Origin of the sequence: Vibrio sp. 10N.222.52.C12 (assembly GCF_041474215.1) — a bacterium.
GTDB lineage: Bacteria > Pseudomonadota > Gammaproteobacteria > Enterobacterales > Vibrionaceae > Vibrio > Vibrio crassostreae_C.
This window is the reverse complement of the sequence record NZ_JBFRTR010000016.1, coordinates 14,016-32,818: the sequence shown is the minus strand read 5'-3', so window position 1 is coordinate 32,818 and position 18,803 is coordinate 14,016. Positions and strand designations below refer to the sequence as shown.

18 protein-coding genes are annotated in these 18,803 nt (G+C 44.2%); 6 read left to right on the top strand and 12 right to left on the bottom strand.

What is annotated here, in order from left to right; genetic code table 11:
- Window positions 1-218: 218 nt before the first annotated feature.
- Window positions 219-1,223, top strand: a complete 1,005-nt coding sequence (locus AB4623_RS03520; protein ID WP_017059913.1) for an FAD:protein FMN transferase — start codon at window positions 219-221, stop codon at window positions 1,221-1,223.
- 16 nt (window positions 1,224-1,239) lie between these two features.
- The gene (gene nqrM / locus AB4623_RS03515) at window positions 1,240-1,494 is read left to right on the top strand and encodes a (Na+)-NQR maturation NqrM (RefSeq protein ID WP_009848378.1); all 255 of its coding nucleotides are present in this window, start codon (window positions 1,240-1,242) and stop codon (window positions 1,492-1,494) included.
- Window positions 1,495-1,629: 135 nt separating this feature from the next.
- On the opposite strand, the gene AB4623_RS03510 is transcribed toward nqrM, so the two are convergent.
- Complete coding sequence (locus AB4623_RS03510; protein ID WP_102333772.1) at window positions 1,630-2,868, bottom strand: response regulator; 1,239 nt, start codon at window positions 2,866-2,868, stop codon at window positions 1,630-1,632.
- A gap of 162 nt (window positions 2,869-3,030) precedes the next feature.
- Here AB4623_RS03510 and dinB point away from each other — a divergent pair, with 162 nt between their 5' ends.
- Window positions 3,031-4,107 carry a DNA polymerase IV gene (dinB, locus tag AB4623_RS03505; protein WP_029235195.1) on the top strand — a complete coding sequence of 359 codons (1,077 nt, stop codon included), beginning with the start codon at window positions 3,031-3,033 and terminating at the stop codon, window positions 4,105-4,107.
- Window positions 4,108-4,171: 64 nt separating this feature from the next.
- Here dinB and AB4623_RS03500 read toward each other — a convergent pair whose 3' ends face one another.
- A complete protein-coding gene (locus AB4623_RS03500) occupies window positions 4,172-6,106 on the bottom strand; it encodes an ATP-dependent DNA helicase RecQ (RefSeq protein ID WP_372145767.1) in 1,935 nt (644 codons plus the stop codon).
- Window positions 6,107-6,251: 145 nt separating this feature from the next.
- On the opposite strand from AB4623_RS03500, the gene AB4623_RS03495 reads away from it, so the two are divergent.
- From AB4623_RS03495 to AB4623_RS03485, 3 genes are all read left to right on the top strand, one after another.
- On the top strand, window positions 6,252-6,725 hold the full coding sequence (locus AB4623_RS03495) for a GreA/GreB family elongation factor (RefSeq protein ID WP_017059917.1): 474 nt from the start codon (window positions 6,252-6,254) through the stop codon (window positions 6,723-6,725).
- An 88-nt stretch (window positions 6,726-6,813) separates the two neighbouring features.
- Entirely contained in the window at window positions 6,814-7,590 is a 777-nt protein-coding gene (locus tag AB4623_RS03490; RefSeq protein ID WP_136982350.1) for a YggN family protein, read from the top strand.
- A 289-nt stretch (window positions 7,591-7,879) separates the two neighbouring features.
- Window positions 7,880-9,241 (top strand): sodium-dependent transporter, encoded by a 1,362-nt coding sequence (locus AB4623_RS03485; protein ID WP_372145765.1) that lies wholly within the window; start codon window positions 7,880-7,882, stop codon window positions 9,239-9,241.
- A gap of 204 nt (window positions 9,242-9,445) precedes the next feature.
- On the opposite strand, the gene lipA is transcribed toward AB4623_RS03485, so the two are convergent.
- The 10 genes from lipA to holA all read right to left on the bottom strand — a co-directional run bounded on the left by lipA (window position 9,446) and on the right by holA (window position 18,801).
- The gene (gene lipA, locus AB4623_RS03480; RefSeq protein ID WP_017064177.1) at window positions 9,446-10,411 is read right to left on the bottom strand and encodes a lipoyl synthase; all 966 of its coding nucleotides are present in this window, start codon (window positions 10,409-10,411) and stop codon (window positions 9,446-9,448) included.
- A 4-nt stretch (window positions 10,412-10,415) separates the two neighbouring features.
- Window positions 10,416-11,075, bottom strand: a complete 660-nt coding sequence (lipB, locus tag AB4623_RS03475; RefSeq protein WP_017068510.1) for a lipoyl(octanoyl) transferase LipB — start codon at window positions 11,073-11,075, stop codon at window positions 10,416-10,418.
- Window positions 11,076-11,270: 195 nt separating this feature from the next.
- Window positions 11,271-11,549 (bottom strand): DUF493 family protein YbeD, encoded by a 279-nt coding sequence (gene ybeD / locus AB4623_RS03470; protein ID WP_026084358.1) that lies wholly within the window; start codon window positions 11,547-11,549, stop codon window positions 11,271-11,273.
- A 232-nt stretch (window positions 11,550-11,781) separates the two neighbouring features.
- Window positions 11,782-12,963: a serine hydrolase gene (locus AB4623_RS03465; RefSeq protein WP_017067140.1), complete on the bottom strand. Its 1,182-nt coding sequence runs from the start codon at window positions 12,961-12,963 to the stop codon at window positions 11,782-11,784.
- Between the two features lie 93 nt (window positions 12,964-13,056).
- Window positions 13,057-13,896, bottom strand: a complete 840-nt coding sequence (locus AB4623_RS03460) for a septal ring lytic transglycosylase RlpA family protein (RefSeq protein ID WP_048615264.1) — start codon at window positions 13,894-13,896, stop codon at window positions 13,057-13,059.
- 3 nt (window positions 13,897-13,899) lie between these two features.
- Window positions 13,900-15,021 (bottom strand): rod shape-determining protein RodA, encoded by a 1,122-nt coding sequence (gene rodA, locus AB4623_RS03455; protein WP_017062334.1) that lies wholly within the window; start codon window positions 15,019-15,021, stop codon window positions 13,900-13,902.
- Window positions 15,021-16,913 carry a penicillin-binding protein 2 gene (mrdA, locus tag AB4623_RS03450; protein WP_017062333.1) on the bottom strand — a complete coding sequence of 631 codons (1,893 nt, stop codon included), beginning with the start codon at window positions 16,911-16,913 and terminating at the stop codon, window positions 15,021-15,023. Before mrdA ends, rodA begins: the two co-directional genes overlap by 1 nt.
- A 6-nt stretch (window positions 16,914-16,919) precedes the next feature.
- Entirely contained in the window at window positions 16,920-17,390 is a 471-nt protein-coding gene (rlmH, locus tag AB4623_RS03445) for a 23S rRNA (pseudouridine(1915)-N(3))-methyltransferase RlmH (RefSeq protein WP_004735246.1), read from the bottom strand.
- A 3-nt stretch (window positions 17,391-17,393) separates the two neighbouring features.
- Window positions 17,394-17,711, bottom strand: a complete 318-nt coding sequence (gene rsfS, locus AB4623_RS03440) for a ribosome silencing factor (protein ID WP_017067142.1) — start codon at window positions 17,709-17,711, stop codon at window positions 17,394-17,396.
- A 64-nt stretch (window positions 17,712-17,775) separates the two neighbouring features.
- A complete protein-coding gene (holA, locus tag AB4623_RS03435; protein WP_372145763.1) occupies window positions 17,776-18,801 on the bottom strand; it encodes a DNA polymerase III subunit delta in 1,026 nt (341 codons plus the stop codon).
- Window positions 18,802-18,803 lie beyond the last annotated feature (2 nt).

The window sequence follows — 18,803 nt, the reverse complement described above, 5'->3', positions numbered from 1 at the left end:
GTGTAGAAGATGAAAACATCCTACTAGATGACTTCGGTGGTTAATCCACTTAAGTGATTGATATTATGGCTGACTCCTACGAGTCAGCCATTTGTTTTTCTAAGACAGCTTTTGACAACATACTGGCTTATATAAGAAAGAGTAAGGCATTCAAAATACCTATTTTTTACTCTTATTTTTCCTTATATAAATCCTCAACATTAGACAGGAGTAAGCAAGTGAGAATTTGGCTTGTTGCATTAACTTCTTTGATTTTTCTTGCGGGCTGTGAGCAGTCAAGAGAGCAAGTGCATTTGAGTGGCCCAACGATGGGCACGAGTTACAATATTAAATACATCAATGGTGATGAATTTCCTGAGTCTAATGAAGTTCATACAGAGATCGATCGTCTACTTGAAGAAGTAAACGACCAGATGTCGACTTACCGTGAAGATTCCGAATTAAGCCGTTTCAACCAGCATAAAGGTGCGGATGCGTTCGAAGTATCTGAGCAAACAGCGACGGTTGTGAAAGAAGCGATTCGTTTGAACGGTCTTACTGAAGGAGCTCTGGATGTAACGGTTGGTCCGTTAGTTAACTTATGGGGTTTTGGTCCTGAAGCTCGTCCTGAAGTTGTGCCATCAGATGAAGAGCTGGCGGCTCGCAAGGCTAAGATTGGTATCCATCATCTTAGTGTTGAAGGCAACATGTTGAAGAAAGACCTACCTAACCTGTATGTCGATCTATCCACGATTGCAAAAGGTTGGGGTGTTGACGTCGTCGCTGACTACCTTGATTCTATCGGTATTCACAACTACATGGTTGAAGTCGGTGGCGAAATTCGTCTGAAAGGTTTAAACCGTGAGAACGTGGGCTGGCGTATCGCGATTGAGAAACCAAGCGTTGATGAGCGTAATATCCAAGAGATCATCGAGCCGGGTGATATGGCTATCGCAACCTCTGGTGATTACCGTAACTATTTTGAACGTGATGGTGTTCGTTACTCACACATCATCAACCCTGAAACAGGAAAGCCTCTTCACCATAAAGTGGTTTCTGTGACTGTTTTAAACCCGTCTTCAATGACTGCAGACGGCTTATCTACGGGCCTTATGGTCTTAGGTGAGGAAAAAGGAATGGAAGTCGCAAACCAACATAACATCCCAGTGTTCATGGTGGTAAAAACAGCAGATGGCTTTAAAGAAATTGCTTCTGAAGCATTTAAGCCATACTTAGGTAAATAAGGTAAGCGAGATAATTATGAATACATTTCTGATTACATTTGGTGTTTTTCTTGCAGTAATCGCAGCGATGTCAATTGGCTATATTATCCAAAAGAAAGTTGTGAAAGGTAGCTGTGGCGGTTTGGGTGCTGTTGGTATTGATAAAGTATGTAACTGCCCTGAACCTTGTGACGCGCGTAAGAAGCGTGAAGCACGTGAAGCTTACCGTGAAGAGAAGCTGGCTGAGCGTCAACAAAAAGAAGCGGCTTGGAGTAAAGACCGTATCGCTTAATTGGTGACAGTCATAGGGGATAGAGTTATCTATGCCCTCAAATTGAAAAGCTCAAGATTATCGTCTTGAGCTTTTTTAGTTTTGAGGTCTAGCAATTAATCTTGGTATACCAAAAATGGAAACAGAGGCGAATGACTATTGTTCGATTTGCATGCTGTTACGCGCAAACACTAGTTGGTTTCTACCTTGCTCTTTTGCCGTATAAAGAAGCTCATCAGCGGCTTTGATCTGCTCATCTAGCTTCGCGTCTAAATCGGTTACGCCGATACTGATACTGACCTTGATTCTTTGAGAGTCATGCTCAACAACATGGCTTTCAATGGCTTCTCTCATGGACTCTAAGTTGTCAACAAAGCTCTCAAACGAACCACACGACTGAATACAAAATTCTTCGCCACCGAAGCGTACAGCAACATCATCTTTAAAATGGTCTTTGATGATCTTGCCGACTTCCACGAGGACTGCATCACCACCATCGTGACCGTAGGTGTCGTTCACTTTCTTGAAGAAGTCGATATCCATCATGGCTATACTGCGCTGCTCACAACCTTTACATGTTTGATTGAACAGGTAACGACGGTTCCATAAGCCAGTAAGAGCATCCTCGTTGGCATGTCGAAATAGCTCGTTGGCCGCTTCTTTCATATCAAGCAGTTGATGGATACGGCAAAAAAATTCTTCTTGGTTAAAAGGCTTGTAAAGGAAGTCGTTAGCCCCCGCTTTAAGGAATCGAGCTGTCATGGTGCGATCATCACTCCCGGATAATCCTAGAATGGCCAACTGGTTTCTGTCGTGATCGCGTCGAATCTCACGGATCATCGCTATACCGTCTTTCTTCGGCATATCATGGTCTGTAACAACGAATGTAATATCAGGGTCGTTATGAAGGAGCTTTAATGCTTGTTCGCCATCTTCGGCTTGGATAGTTTGGATATATTGGTGTTCTAGAAGTTGAGCTATGTAACGGCGAACGACCGCTGAATCATCGACAACCAATGCTTTGTGATGGCGATTATTCGAAATTCTTTGAACCAGGGGAAGTAGGTAGCTTACTGATGACATACTGTCTTTAAGTATGTAATCGATAACGCCTTTGGCTAGGACTTGCTCTCGCAGTTGATTGTCGAACATCCCGGTCAGGACAATGATTTTCTGTTGATAGCCTAAGACGAGATCAATGATCTCGCCGTCTTGGCCGTCAGGTAAACAGTAGTCGAGGACTGCACACAAGAAATCCGTTTCTTGCTCTAAGATCGCTTTGGCTTCTTCTACAGATTCCGCCAACGCAACTTCATAGCCATCGTTCTTAAATTGTTGGTAAAGATAGTTTCTGAATGCGCGACTATCCTCTACCACTAGTATTTTTTCACTCAAAAGCTATCCCTACTTATAGACTAAATACTCCTAACAATACTATCAGAATAGTGGGCGGCGAATGAAGTGAAACCTGTTGAGCTGGACTCCAGATCATTTTAAATCTGAGAATAATTGATTATACTGTTCATAGATACAGTTGTAAGGTTGAGTTATTTCCAAATGTGCAGTTCGGACCAAGAGAAAGTCAGAAAAATAATCCATGTCGATATGGATTGTTTTTACGCGGCTGTAGAAATGCGTGATAACCCTGCTTACCGAAATCGCCCGTTAGCTGTTGGTGGGCATGAAAAGCAACGCGGCGTTTTGAGCACCTGTAATTATGAAGCCCGCAAGTTTGGTGTTCGCTCTGCAATGCCTACCGGAAAGGCCCTACAGCTTTGTCCTAATCTATTGGTTGTGCCGGGAAGAATGTCGGTCTATGTCGAGATATCTAAAAAGATCCGTGAAATCTTCTCTCGATACACATCAATCATTGAACCACTTTCCTTGGATGAAGCTTTCCTTGATGTCACCGATTCTAAGCGGTGTCACGGTTCAGCAACACTTATTGCCGAGTCTATTCGCCGTGATATTTGGAACGAACTGAACCTGACAGCTTCTGCAGGAATTGCACCGATTAAATTCTTGGCGAAAGTGGCCTCAGATCTGAATAAGCCCAATGGTCAGTTTGTTATCCCTCCACAAGACGTGCAATCAGTGATCGATGAGCTACCACTTGAAAAGATTCCCGGTGTCGGCAAAGTGAGCATAGAAAAGCTGCACCAAGCGGGTTTCTTTACTTGTAAGGATATCAAAGAGTCTGACTATCGAGACCTGCTACTCAAGTTTGGCCGTCAAGGTGCATCACTCTGGAAGCGCAGTCATGGCATTGATGATCGAGAAGTTATCATCGAGCGCGAGCGAAAATCGGTAGGTGTAGAGCGCACCTTTACCCAAAACATTTCAAGCTACGCAGAATGTTGGCAGGTAATCGAAGATAAGCTATTTCCTGAACTCGAGACTCGCTTAGAAAAGGCTAGCCCAAGCAAAGCGATCATCAAGCAGGGCATTAAGCTCAAGTTCGCCGACTTTCAACAAACCACGATTGAACACATCCATGCCTCTCTCGATCGTGAACACTTCAAAGAGCTGCTTAGTGAAATACTGAAAAGACAACAGGGGCGAGAAATACGCCTGCTTGGTTTAAGCGTAATGCTGCAACCTAAAGACCAAATGCGTCAGTTGAGCTTCTTTTAAAGATAATGAGTGAGATGAATACCGACTACGCTTCATAGCCTAGTCGGTTTTTTATAAGTAAGAATTACCTAGGAAGTTGTTTTACTCGCGCTAAGGTATCACTGAACGGTTGCTGCTCTAGCTTGCCGTAACCGACCATTTTACTGGCTTTGAGTTTGGTTGAAAGCGGGGTGGCGATTCCACATAAGAAGCGAGTAATTGCCTCGTCGGTAATCAGTTGTTGGCTAGCCGAAATAAACTCATGTATCCATGTCATCACCGTCTCATCATCGATAGGTTCAACATCAACGGTTGGTAAGATTGCCACTTCTCCTCGACATACAGAGCAGTGACCGCAGTTTGTTGGTGCTTTCTCATCGGCAAAATAACTCGCAAGGCGTGAGCTTAGGCAAGTATCCGCCTCAAAGAAATTCAGCATTTGGTTAAGGCGGTTTATCTCGCTGTTTTCTTTTGCTTTAAACAACTCAGTTAGACGCTCTGACAGTTGCATCATATCTTCAGAAGTATTGTGGATCGCGTAGACATCGGTGATCTGCTTGCTTTCTAGTTCAATCCAACCTTGTTCATTGAAGTAGTCGATAGCCGCAATCACACGCTGACGATCGGCTTGGAAGTGTGTCCAAAGCGCATCGAAGTCGACTTGGCACCACACTCTTGCTTGAGGAGAGCATTGGAAAATCGCTTCGACAAATTGACGACGTTCACTTTGAAATTGCTCTGTGATCTGCTGTTTCGGACGAATGAACTTAAATTTGTAGTCTGCGAAGTAGCTGTACTTGGGCTCAATCACACCTTCAATTTCGAGATACACCAGTAGTGTTTTTAGCGGTAACTGACGAATGTTGGATTCACGTGATAGTTGATTAAGCATGATCTCCCATTGATTCGAGCCAGAAGCGCCAATGTTTTGATTTTCGTAGATCTCTTTTAATACCGCTTGGATCGATATGTTGTCTGGCGTATCACCAAAAACGAAGTTCTCGAGTGTGCTTAAACCGTGTTTGTTAGCCAGTAAAATACATTCAGACGCTTGCCCATCTCGACCAGCTCTGCCGATCTCTTGTGAGTAGTTTTCGATCGATTTTGGTAAGTCAAAGTGAATCACTCGGCGAATGTTGGACTTATCCACGCCCATACCAAACGCGATAGTTGCGACGATACAGCTCACGTCATCATTCATGAATTGGTGTTGAATAGCATCTCTATTTTCAGGCTTAAGACCCGCATGGTAAGCCACTGCATTAACGCCAGCATTGCGAAGCTGCTGAGCCACCATCTCTGCCGTTTGTTGAAGGGTGACATAAACAATAGTCGGAGCGAGAGAAGCTTGGTTAACCACATTGCACAAGGTTTCTAGCTTACTGGTTTGTTCACAAGGTTGAATCGACAGATCGAGATTTTGACGATAGAAACCCGTAACCACAACGCGCTCCTCATCAATTTCAAACTTTGACTTCATATCTTGGATAACCGCTGTAGTCGCAGTGGCTGTCAGTAGTAGAACCTGAGGAATATTGAGCTGTTTTTGGTATTGAGGAAGCTTCAGGTAGTCGGGTCTGAAGTTGTGTCCCCATTCTGAAATACAGTGCGCTTCATCGACCACAAGCAGTGAGATCGACACTTGGGAGATAAACTGACGAAAGCGTTCGTTCTTCAAGCGCTCGACGGAGATCATGAGGATCTTGGTGTCACCGTTACGCACTGACTGCATAACCTGTTGTGTGGTTTGTCGGTCTTGGCTTGATTCGATTGCCGCTGCGCTAATGCCTTTACTGTGCAGGAAAGCGAGTTGGTCTTTCATCAAGGCTAACAGTGGCGATATCACCAAGGTTAAGTGCGGTAACTCTAATGCTGGTAATTGATAGCACAGCGATTTACCTGAGCCTGTCGGGAATATCGCGGCAGTCGAGTGACCAGATAGAACGTTATCAATGACTTGCTTTTGCCCATTGCGCAGTGAGTCGAATCCGAATACTTGTTTTAGCTTCTGCTCAATCATTTATGTTCTACCTGAGTTATTAAGTGTCGTATTGATGCTAAAGCGGGCGCCCATTCATGATAGCGTCGCTTGATGAATCAAATGTCTTGCACCTGATTGTACCTAATTCTATTCTGTAGCTCCTATAGAAAAGCACCCCAATAGTATGAATAAGTCTGAGCTTCGCCAAATAATCATAGAGCAACTTGAATCCCGATTACGTATCGCACAATCTGCTACTCAACGCGCTATTGATGCTGCGACAGATGAAGAGACAGTGCCTGAACATAAGTACGATACATTGGCATTAGAAGCTTCGTATCTCGCCCATGGTCAAGCGGTGAGGGTACAAGAGTGTGAAGACGATATTCAGTGTTATCGTAACTTAGTGTTGCGTGATAGTGAGAAGGTTACGGTGAGCAGTTACGTTGTGGTCATTGACGAGCATGATCAATATAAACACTTTTTTATGGGGCCGAGAGTCGGCGGACTTTCTGTCACGTGGAATGAGAATGAGATTGCCATAGTGACGGCAAATGCACCTTTTGGCCAGGCTCTAATGGGTAAAGAAGTTGGTGATGAGATTGAGTTTAAGGTCGCAGATAAACAGTTTTGCTACGAAGTTATCTCTATCGACTAACTAACTGACTAATAGATATAAAACGTTTCTCTGACAAAGGAGCATATACCAAGGGTATAGTAATCTGGCAGATTGATGAGAGGATGTTATGAAAAACAATGTATTTATGAAAAACAGTGTATTAATTGCATCGTTAACAGCGGCGATCTCTGTTGTGAGCCTGCCAACATTTGCGGCTCAATGTCGAGTTGATTTGAAGAATGAACTACGAATTGATGACCAAAAAGTCGAAATCCATCAAGTGAATGGTGATACGGCCGTTTTTGATGATAACAACGACCTCTATATTCATGGTGAGAAGGTTGAGCTTGATGCCGACCAACAAGCGGCGATTGAGAAATATCGCGAAAACATGAGTGAGTACTTACCTCGAGCGAAACAAATGGCCAACGATAGCTTAGCGTTAGCCAATGACGTGATTGATGATATCGCGGCTAGCCTGGATTCACCTGAGTCATTTGATAATGTAAAAGAATCAATGAAAACCTACTTTGCAGAACTGGAAGCGCGTTATTACAAAGATGGCGAATTAGTGTTGCCTGCAGAAAGCTTTGATTCGATGGCCAATGGCTGGTCTGAAGATTTCGAGAAGGCGAAAGAAATCTTTAACCAAGAATTTATCTCTAGCGCTTTTAATGCGATGTCAGAAAAAATGAAACAAGACGGTGGCCTAAACCTGACTGAACTGGCTGACAGTATGGCTGAATTAAAGCTGAAAGTTGAAGAGCGAATGAAAGAACACTCTCAACAAGTACAGGAGGAAGCGAATGAGTTCTGTGATTCACTTGATGAGATGGCAGAACAAGAGCAAGAACTGCATGAAATCATTCCGAACTTAAAAGATTACCAAGTCTTCACAATTTAATTCGAGTCTAGTGATGAATAGTAAGAGCACCGGTCGGTGCTCTTTTTGTTTGTATAAATGGAACCACACGGCGAGTATTTATCTCAATTCAATCCATTTCCTTCTTAAGCCTACTGCTTCGCTTTGTTGCTTATAATTGAACGATAAGACTGGTTTTTTGTTAATTTTGTTGTTCTAAATAGCGCATTGATTGTAAAAATCAGAGAATTGTTCATTTATTGGTTGTGCCTATCATTGCTTTTTATTACTGTACTTCTCAACTAGTTTACTGATTTTTAATGCGGGCGATATGGACCAACAATCTTCCTCTTCAAGAGAGCACTTTAGCTCTCGTTTAGGTTTTATTTTAGCAGCGGCTGGTGCAGCGGTTGGCTTGGGTAATATTTGGGGTTTCCCGACTCAAGTTGCTAGCAACGGTGGTGGCGCTTTCCTTTTAGTCTATTTGATCATGATCTTCGTGGTTGCTTTCCCTATGTTGGTGGTTGAGATGGCTATAGGCCGTCACGGCCAAGCAAACCCAGTTGATAGCATGCGATCTTTGACGACAAACCCTTTGGGTAAGAAAGTCGGTGAGTTTGTCGGTTGGGTTGGACTGAGTGTACCAAGCGCAGTGTTGGCGTTTTACAGTATTGTTGGTGGCTGGTTGATCTGTTTCCTAATTGGTGCGGTCGCGGATCTTATCGGCCTAGAAGCGATTGCTGATTGGTTTAAGGGCTTCAGTGTTGAGCGCAACGTATTTGGTACCGTCGCGTTCTATGTACTGACTATCTTGATTGTGCAGGGCGGTGTTAAGCAAGGTATCGAGAAATGGTCGACTCGTTTGATGCCTGCGCTGTTTGTTTTATTTGGCTTATTGTTTGTTTACATCATGACGCAATCTGGCGCGATGGAAGGCCTAAAACATTACCTTATTCCAGACTTTGAGAAAGTGTGGGATAGAAAACTGATTCTGGCGGCAATGGGACAGGGTTTCTTCTCACTCACCATTGGTGGTTGCTCAATGTTGGTTTATGGCTCTTACTTAAGCAAGAAAGAGAACCTGCCAAAAATGGCGATGAACGTGACGCTGGTTGATACTGCTGTCGCTTTTATTGCTGGATTAGTGGTGATGCCAGCAATGTTTGTTGCGATGCAAAAAGGCGTTCAAATCTACGCTGAAGACGGCTCACTATTAAGCTCTGACACTCTAGTATTCAAGGTTTTGCCGTTGATGTTTGATAGTTTAGGTGTGCTTGGACAGATCTTTGCGATTGTGTTCTTTTTACTACTAACGATTGCTGCACTGACTTCTTCGATTTCGATGCTTGAAGGCCCGGTTGCGCTAGTGAGTGAGCGTTTCAATACTAGACGAACGCCAACAAGCTGGGTGATTGGTGGTGCTATCGCGCTGTTTAGTGTGGTGATTGTTTACAACTTTGCTGCGATGTTTGGCATGGTAGCGATGATTGCAACTCAGTATCTTCAACCAGTCGCTGCACTGATGTTCTGTGTGTTTGGTGGTTGGGTATGGAGCCGAGCTTCAAAAGTGAAAGAGCTTGAACAAGGCAGTCCTGATTTTCAACTTGGTTGGTTTGGTAAGGTTTGGCCAATGTATGTGAAGTTTGTGTGCCCAATTTTGGTAGCAACGGTTATCTGGGCATCTTTCGGTTAATGCAGAACCCTATCTGGGCTTTTTGAAATTACCTCCTCTGAACTTGAAATATTAAGCACAAAGCCACTCATAAAGAGTGGCTTTGTTGTTTTTATATAAAGCTTAGTGGCACGAAATATAAAGCTATAGCGGCACGAACAAGATAGAAAAAAGGCGCTGAACATAATATTCAGCGCCTTTGCATTGTTCGTTAAGCAATCGTGATTACTTAATTTCCATACCTTGAGCTTGCAAGTCCGCATGGTAAGAAGAACGTACAAACGGGCCACACGCTGCGTGAGTAAAGCCTAGCTCTAGAGCAATCTCTTTCAGCTCATCGAACTCAGAAGGCGGCACGTAGCGTTCTACTGGTAAGTGGTGACGGCTTGGTGCTAGGTATTGACCTAGTGTCAGCATAGTCACACCATGTTCGCGAAGGTCTTTCAGTACTTGAACGATCTCTTCTTTTGTCTCGCCAAGACCCATCATCACACCTGATTTTGTTGGGATATCAGGGTGCTGCTCTTTGAATTTCTTCAGTAGATCAAGAGACCACTTGTAGTTCGCACCTGGACGCGCTTTACGGTATAGACGTGGCGCTGTCTCTAGGTTGTGGTTGAAAACATCTGGCGGGTTGTCTTTCATTAGGTCAAGCGCAACGTCCATACGACCGCGGAAGTCTGGAACCAGTGTTTCGATACGAATATTTGGGTTGAGTTCGCGAATCTCACGGTTACAGTCAGCAAAGTGCTGAGCACCGCCGTCACGCAAGTCATCACGGTCAACTGAAGTGATTACAACGTACTTCAGTTTCATGTCTTGAATTGTTTTAGCCAGTTTCTTCGGCTCTTCAGCTTCAGGAGCAACAGGACGACCATGGGCAACATCACAGAACGGGCAGCGACGAGTACAGATAGCGCCAAGAATCATAAACGTTGCCGTACCGTGGTTGAAACACTCGGCTAGGTTAGGGCAAGACGCTTCTTCACAAACTGAGTGCAGGTTGTTTTTACGCATTGCTGATTTGATTTCTTGAATACGATGGCTGTCTGAAGGAAGTTTAATCTTCATCCATTCAGGCTTACGTAGAACTTCTTTCTGTTCAGCAGGCATATTCTTTACGGGAATTAATGCCATTTTGTCAGCGTCACGATATTTAACGCCTTTTTCCATTTGGATTGGTTTGCTCATGATTTTATGCTTCTGCTGTAATGTTACTGGTGGCTTGAATGTCTACTTGGTCATAGCCGAGTAGCTCTACGAGCTCTTGTATTAACTGTTGCTCAACGTTTTCTAGTTCACTTGGTCCGCCGAGTTGGCTTACCTGCGCCATTTCCATACCTTGGTAACCACATGGGTTAATACGTAGGAATGGAGACAGGTCCATATCGACGTTGAGTGCTAACCCGTGGAACGAGCAGCCACGTCGAATACGTAATCCAAGTGAACAGATTTTCTTGCCATCGACATAAACACCAGGAGCGTCAGGTCGGGCAGCTGAATCTATATTGTAAGCTTTCAGAGTATTGATTACGAGGTTCTCGATATGAGTAACCAAATCACGTACTCCGAATTTCTTGCGGCGGATGTTAATCAGAAAGTAAGCCACTAATTGGCCTGGGCCGTGGTAAGTCACTTGGCCACCGCGATCGCTTTGTATTACAGGGATATCACCGGCATTTAATACATGCTCAGCTTTGCCTGCTTGTCCTTGAGTGAAGACAGGGTTGTGTTCAACCAACCAAACTTGGTCTAGGTCTTCTTCCGTGCGTTCGTCTGTGAACTTATGCATGGCTTTCCATACAGGTTCGTAATCCTGACGGCCTAATTTTTTTACGATTAGCTTATTTTGCAAAGCTGCACTCCCTCAAGGATTAATAAAGTGAACGCATTATAAACGCGAAACATGATTCTAACTACAGACGGACTGCAAGGTTTTTCAACTTTCTTTGTATTTATTGAAAATTAAGTTGAATGAATTTGAGCTAGATAGGGCGCTTTAAACAAAAACAGCGGCAATAAGCCGCTGTTTTTCATGTGTAATCGGAGATTACAGAACCATACGAACGATTTCGATCTCGCCCAGTTCTTTATAAAGAGTTTCTACTTGCTCAATTGAAGTCGCAGTAATATTGATAGAAACAGAGTGGTAGTTACCTTTCGCACTTGGTTTTAGCGTTGGGCTGTAGTCACCAGGAGCATGACGCTGGATCACTTCTAGTACTAGCTCAGTCAGTTCTGGCTTAGCGTGGCCCATTACTTTGTAAGTGAATGAACAAGGGAACTCTAAGAGGTCTTTTAGTTTTGCATCAGAATTGATGTTCATGATTAGCTCCAAAAGGCTAGACTCTCGCAAATTGGCGAAATGTCGATAAAAAGCGTGTTCGGTCAACAGACACGAGTAATAAGGCGGAATATTACGTGTAAATATCACCGAACTCAAGATCAACAAAAGCCGCACATGGCGGCTTTTGGTTCACTAATGAGTAAATCATGAACTTACTCATTAGGTTAGCTAGACAACAAGCTTAGGTTTTACTTAGAACAAACCTTTGGCTGGTTTAGAATAAACCCTTGAACAGAAGAACTAGGTAGTCCCATAGGCGGCTGAATAGGCTGCCTTGGTCTACATCTTCAAGTGCTAGTAGTGGGTATTCAGCAACGTCTTCACCGTCGACTTGGTAGAATAGTTTACCAACCACATCGCCTTTGCTGATTGGCGCTTCTAGCTCTTTCTCAAGAACGAAGCTTGCCTTCAGGTTCTTAGCTTGACCACGAGGTAGCGTAACGAAAGTATCTTCGTCGACACCCAGTGCAACGGTGTCTTTACTGCCCATCCAGATCTTCTCTTCTACGAAGGTTTCACCCGCTGTGTGTGGTGCCACTGTTTCGAAGAAGCGGAAGCCGTAGCTAAGCAGCTTTTTACTTTCTGTCTTACGAGCATTAGCATTCTTGGTACCCATAACTACAGCAACTAGGCGCATTTTGCCTTCGGTCGCTGAGCTTACTAGGCTGTAACCTGCATTGCTTGTGTGGCCCGTTTTGATGCCATCAACGTTCATGCTCTTATCCCATAACAGACCGTTACGGTTGTACTGGGTGATGCCGTTGTAAGTGAATTTCTTCTGTGAGTAGATACGGTACTCGTCTGGTACGTCGCGAATCAGCGCCTGACCAAGTAGCGCCATATCGTAAGGCGTTGAGTATAGGTTCGGGTTGTCTAGACCGTGCACGTTAGCGAAGTGCGTGTCTTTCATACCGATAGAGCTTGCCCATGCGTTCATTAGGTCAACGAATGCATCTTCAGATCCGGCGATGTGTTCAGCCATCGCAACACAAGCATCGTTACCTGACTGAACAATGATACCGCGGTTCAGTTCTTCAACTTTAACCGTTGTACCTACTTCAACGAACATCTTAGATGAATCTGGGAAGTTTTTAGCCCAAGCATTTTCACTGATTACAACATCGTCGTTTAAGTTGATGTTGCCACGTTCTAGCTCTTGGCCAATTACGTAGCTCGTCATCATCTTGGTTAAACTTGCTGGAGAAAGTTGAGTATTCATCTCTTTCTCTGCTAGTACTTTGCCTGAATGGTAATCCATCAGAACAAAACCTTTAGCGGCGATTTGAGGTGCATCAGGAACAACAATAGGAGCGGCGAATGACGATGTAGCTATCGTTGCAGAAAGAGCAACAGAAGTAGCAAAAATCGATTTAACAAGTTTATTAGATTTAATCATTTTGAATGCAATTATTTGGTGAACTATTCATATATTAACAGAATCACTCTGTCACACCAGAGCGCTGATTACCAGAAGTAACTGTTAGATTAATTAGCGAGTTAGGGTGTGTTTTTTTATATAAGCTGACGGGTAACCCATTAGCTTAACTTGTTCTAATTTTTCTTGAGTCAGAGCATAGTCATGAAATGGCCCAATCATCAGACGGTAGTTGTCATCATTTGGCTGCAAGAACGTTGCTACTTCTAGCTTTTCGGCTAGATCTTTAGCTAACTTCTCGGTTCTATCTTCATGCGGAGATGTTGCGACTTGAATGATAAATTGCGGTAAAGCGGCCTTTTTATTTGCGTCGGTTGGCATAGCCACAGTAATGACTTCAATCTCAACATTTGCCGTGCCCGTTCTCAGTACATCGAGCTTATAAGCTGCCGCATAACTAAGGTCAATGATTCGGCCTTCATGGAATGGGCCACGGTCATTGATACGAACAATAGTGGTTTTGTTATTGTCGGTATTCGTCACTTTTACATAGCTTGGAATTGGCAATGTTTTGTGAGCTGCTGACATCGAATACATGTCGTAGATCTCGCCGTTAGACGTTAAGTGACCATGAAATTTCTTACCGTACCAAGAGGCCTTGCCTTTCTCAGTAAACCCTTCGGTCTTTTTTACGATCTTGTAGTCTTCGCCACGCAGAGTGTAATCCGTATTACCACCTAAACTATAAGGTTCATACTGAGGGTGAGCATCTTCTAAATGCTCTACCGAAATCGGTGCGTCTGGTGCAATATCTGAATCAATATCGTAGCGGCCTGTTGGCTGCTTTGAAGAACAACCATTGATTAAAATCGCTAGCCCCAAGATAGAGACTATTTTTTTGATTGGCAGCTCTTCAACCAAGGATGCTTTTTTTTGAAACGTTGTAATAGACATCGATTAGGTCGCCTTTGAGAATGCTTTTCTGTGTGTATGTATCGACATTAAAATACCAAAACCAGCCATAAGGGTAACCATTGAAGTACCGCCATAACTGACTAGAGGAAGAGGAACACCAACTACAGGTAGGATGCCACTTACCATGCCAATGTTTACAAAAATATAAACGAAGAAGCTCAGTACAATACTTCCGCCCATCATTCGACCGAATGCGGTTTGAGCTTGGCTCGCAAGCACTAAGCCACGTCCAATAATAAACAGGTAGATCGCAAGCAAGAACAAGATACCGATCATGCCCCATTCTTCGGCGATGACCGCAAAAATGAAGTCAGTATGACGCTCTGGGATGAACTCTAGTTGAGATTGAGTGCCTTGCAACCAACCTTTTCCTGATATACCACCCGAACCTATCGCAATCTTACTTTGAATGATGTGGTAACCCGCACCTAATGGATCTGATTCAGGATCAAAAAGGGTTCTAACACGCACTTTTTGATATTCACGCATCAAGAAGAACCATAGGATTGGGATAAATGCCCCTAATGCGATTGCGGCGCTAGCAATGATTTTCCAACTGATACCAGCCAGGAATATCACGAAGATACCAGATGCGGCGATAAGGATAGATGTACCTAGGTCAGGCTGCTTTGCGATTAGAATCGTCGGTACAAACACCATCACTAGCGAGATCGCTAATGTTTGGAATGTTGGTGGAAGTGAGCGCTTACCGATAAATCGTGCCAGCATCAAAGGCACCGCGAGCTTTAATAGCTCTGACGGTTGGAATCGAACAAAGCCGAAGTTTAACCAACGCTGGGCGCCTTTAGAGGCTTCACCAAAGAACAACACGCCCAATAGCAAGATGACACCACCTACAAATAGCAGTGGTGCCAAGGTTTCATAAGTACGAGGTGAGATTTGCGCTAGGAAGATCATCACACCTAAAGACAGAGCCATGCGCATCGCCTGGCGGTCCATCATCGCAAGGCTTTGTCCGCTTGCGCTGTACATGATCAGCAGGGCAAAGCCCATTAAAACCAGAATGCCAAGCAAAAGCGGCAGGTCGATATGCAGCCTTTCGAATAGGGCTCTATTTCGTCCAGTTGAAGGATCAAGTTTCATTATTTAATTGGCTCACTTTGATAATCTTCTGCAAGGATAATATGGTCTAAAATCCTTCTTACTACTGGGCCGCCGTTAGAAGAACCGCCACCTGCGTTCTCTAGAACGATAGTCACGACGGCTTCAGGATCTTCAAAAGGCGCGTAACCCGTAAAGAGGGCGTGATCGCGTAAGTGCTCTGCGATTTCATCCGCGTTGTACTCTTCATCTTCTTTTAAGCCGAATACCTGTGCGGTACCCGATTTACCAGCGGTTTGGTAAGACATCTTCTGGAATGAACGTCTTGCCGTACCTTTCTTACCGTGGTTAGCCAGCCTCATACCTTCCTGAGCGATATCCCAATACTTCTTCTTAACCCCGGTTAGCGGTGGGTAAGTTTCAATGTCCGACATGATTTGTTCATCGAATGGACGACCGTTATCAATGGTTGAACGAAGTAGGTGAGGTGCGGTTACTTCACCTTCATTGACCAAAACTGATGTGGCTTTTGCAATCTGCATGGGTGTTGCAGTCCAGTAGCCTTGGCCAATACCAACTGGGATGGTGTCACCTTGGTACCAAGGCACACGGTGTCTTGCCATCTTCCAATCACGAGTTGGCATATTGGCTTTGCTTTCTTCATAAATATCGATGCCAGTATAATCACCAAAGCCGAACATCATCATCCATTTGGATATGCGATCAATGCCGAGATCATAAGCAATTTGGTAAAAGAAAGTATCCACTGACTCTTCAATCGCTTTCTCTATATCAACGACCCCGTGTCCCCAACGCAACCAGTCACGGAATGGTCTTGTTTTTGAATTAGGGATCTTCCAATAACCTGGGTCATTACGCGTTGTATTAGGTGTAATCACACCTTCTTGCAGAGCCGCAACAGCAATGAATGGCTTGATCGTCGATGCTGGTGGGTAAATACCTAGCGTTGCACGGTTAACCAAAGGGCGGTCTTTGTCTTGAAGCAGGGCGTTATAACCTTTAGACGAAATACCATGTACGAATGCATTTGGGTCGTAGCTTGGGCTAGATACCATGGCTAACACGCCATTGTCTTTCGGGTCGAGAACGATAGCTGAGCCACGGCGGCCATCCAGTAACTTATGTACGTATAGTTGTAGCTTGATATCCAAGTTGAGCACGATATCTTTACCCGGAACCGACGGTACAAATTTTAGAGTACGGATCACTCGTCCACGGCTGTTAACTTCGACTTCTTGATAGCCAGCGGTACCGTGAAGCATGTCTTCGTAGTAGCGCTCAATACCAAGTTTACCGATGTCGCGAGTGGCTTGGTAATTGGCGTCTTTCTCTTCGCGAACCAGGCGCTGCATATCACGGTCATTGATGCGCGATACGTAGCCAATCACGTGAGTTAACACATCACCATAAGGGTAGAAACGTTTTAGCGTACCTGTAACTTCAACGCCTGGGAACTTATGTTGATTTACAGAGAAGATCGCAACTTGTTCTTCGGTAAGCTGATTCAGAATAGGTACTGACTTGAAGCGTCGTGAATTGCGACGATCACGATCAAATAGTTCAATGCGCTCTGGCGGGATCTCGATTAATTCTTGTAGACGGACGAGCGTGTCATCCATATCTTTGATTTTTTCTGGTGTGATTTCTAGGTTGAAAACCGGGCGATTTTCGGCAAGAAGCACACCATTACGATCATAAATCAAACCACGGTTGGGGGCGATTGGAACGACCTTGATACGGTTATCGTTAGAGCGGGTTTTATAGTCTTGATATTGATTGACCTGAATGTTGTACAGATTAACAACCAACATCGATATCATGACTATGATCCCCGCAAACGCAACAAAAGCACGATTAGTAAATAGTCGTGCTTCTGCTTTGTAATCACGGATTTGGCTACGTTTACGTAACATTAACGCTTATTCTCGATGATAAGGGTGGTTAGCAGTGATGCTCCAAGCTCGATACAAGCTTTCAGCCATGATAACGCGTACTAATGGGTGAGGGAGAGTAAGCGCAGACAGAGACCAACTTTGGTCTGCAGCCGCTTTACATGCAGGTGCTAATCCTTCAGGCCCGCCGATAAGGATAGAAACGTCGCGTCCATCCAACTTCCAACTTTCCAATTGCTCTGCCAGTTGTGGTGTGTCCCACTTTTTACCTGGGATATCAAGCGTGACAATGCGGTTGCCTTTTGGAACCGCTGCCAACATCGCTTCGCCTTCTTTTTGAAGAATGCGTGCAATATCCGCATTTTTACCGCGCTTTCCCGCAGTAATTTCAATGAGCTCTAATGGCATATCATGAGGGAAGCGGCGTTTATATTCTTTAAAGCCTTCTTCAACCCACTTTGGCATTTTTGTGCCAACTGCGATTAACTGGATCTTCAAAGCTTAGCCCCAAAGTTTTTCTAGTTGGTACAGTTCACGGTGTTCTTCTTGCATAACGTGAAGCATGCTTGTGCCCATATCTAGAACAACCCATTCACCTTCTTGCTGGCCGTCCATGCCTAGTGGCTGCATACCTGCTTTACGTATTTCATCAGCAACATGCTGTGCAATAGAAGCAACATGGCGCTTAGAGGTACCTGTACAAACAATCATGTAATCAGTAACGCTTGATTTGCCTTCTACATCGATAGTCACAATCGATTCTGCTTTCATGTCGTCGGCTTTGTCTGCAAGAAAATCTTTTAGTTCTTCACGTAACACGGGGTGTTCCTTTAATCTGAATTTAGCTTTTTAGGGGCTGTCGACCCTAGAATATACCACGCTTTTATGCGTGAAATGGTATTGAAGCTGAAGGGATACAAAACTCTACGCTTAACTGATGAATTAGTGGCCAAGGCGACTGCTCATATTGAGTTTTTGTCATCAATTCAGCTTGAGTGAGCAACGCGAACAAAGAGTGTAATTGAGAAATCGAAACTCTTGTTAGCGCGGCGTTATAAAGAGGCTTTTTAGATTGCCAGATACGGTGTTTTTCGAAGACCTGACCAATCGGCATCTGTTTCATTTGTTGCTGCATTTGTAATAGCAGAGCAAGCTCTCGTTGTATGCTACGCAGCAAGATAACTGGCTCGACACCTTCCGCTTCCAATTGTCTCAGAATTCGTTGTGCTCGATTGCCTTTACCTGCCAGTAATGCATCACTCCAATGGAAGGGAGTAAAGTGATTGTGGCGGCTTAGAGACTCTTCTAAGCGTACTAACGTAAGCTTTCCGTCTGGATATTGAAGCGCCAATTTTTCTAAGCTTTGTGTTAGAGCAAATAGATTACCCTCATGCCATTGTGCCAGCATTTGAATAGCTTCAGGATCTGGCAGTAAACCGATTTTACGACAGCGCGCTTGAACAAACTGAGGTAGTCGGCCAACATCCGGAGTTAGGCAGCTGACCCAATGTCCTTGATTCGAGAGCGCCTTAAACCATTTTGCATTCTCTTGAGCTTTAGTGAGTTTAGTGCCCACCAAGATTAACAAGATATCACTGTGGATATGCTCGGAGATTGCGAGTAGCTCTTTCGCTATTGCGGCATTGACGCCTGACTCTGGCAGTTCAAGCTCGATGACCTGACGGCTAGAGAATAGGCTCAGTGCTTGAGTGCAGTCGTAGACTTGATTCCAGTCGAGACTGCTATCAATCGCAAAGCGGTGACGTTCTTCAAAGCCTTGCTGTTTTGCAGCCTTTTGAATCGCTTCTCTGCTTTCTTGTAATAGCAGTGGCTCATTACCAAAGATCAGGTAAACGTTGCTCAGTTGTTTAGCAAGCTGTTCTGGTAAGCGGTCAGCAAAAATACGCATCA

What these genes read in the sequence shown, in the direction of transcription:
- AB4623_RS03490 (WP_136982350.1), top strand. Translation starts at nt 6,814, where the DNA reads ATGAAAAACAATGTATTTATGAAAAACAGTGTATTAATTGCATCGTTA.
- AB4623_RS03460 (WP_048615264.1), bottom strand. Translation starts at nt 13,896, where the DNA reads ATGTCTATTACAACGTTTCAAAAAAAAGCATCCTTGGTTGAAGAGCTG.
- dinB (WP_029235195.1), top strand. Translation starts at nt 3,031, where the DNA reads ATGTGCAGTTCGGACCAAGAGAAAGTCAGAAAAATAATCCATGTCGAT.
- mrdA (WP_017062333.1), bottom strand. Translation starts at nt 16,913, where the DNA reads ATGTTACGTAAACGTAGCCAAATCCGTGATTACAAAGCAGAAGCACGA.
- nqrM (WP_009848378.1), top strand. Translation starts at nt 1,240, where the DNA reads ATGAATACATTTCTGATTACATTTGGTGTTTTTCTTGCAGTAATCGCA.
- lipA (WP_017064177.1), bottom strand. Translation starts at nt 10,411, where the DNA reads ATGAGCAAACCAATCCAAATGGAAAAAGGCGTTAAATATCGTGACGCT.
- holA (WP_372145763.1), bottom strand. Translation starts at nt 18,801, where the DNA reads ATGCGTATTTTTGCTGACCGCTTACCAGAACAGCTTGCTAAACAACTG.
- AB4623_RS03485 (WP_372145765.1), top strand. Translation starts at nt 7,880, where the DNA reads ATGGACCAACAATCTTCCTCTTCAAGAGAGCACTTTAGCTCTCGTTTA.
- rodA (WP_017062334.1), bottom strand. Translation starts at nt 15,021, where the DNA reads ATGAAACTTGATCCTTCAACTGGACGAAATAGAGCCCTATTCGAAAGG.
- AB4623_RS03500 (WP_372145767.1), bottom strand. Translation starts at nt 6,106, where the DNA reads ATGATTGAGCAGAAGCTAAAACAAGTATTCGGATTCGACTCACTGCGC.
- AB4623_RS03465 (WP_017067140.1), bottom strand. Translation starts at nt 12,963, where the DNA reads ATGATTAAATCTAATAAACTTGTTAAATCGATTTTTGCTACTTCTGTT.
- AB4623_RS03495 (WP_017059917.1), top strand. Translation starts at nt 6,252, where the DNA reads ATGAATAAGTCTGAGCTTCGCCAAATAATCATAGAGCAACTTGAATCC.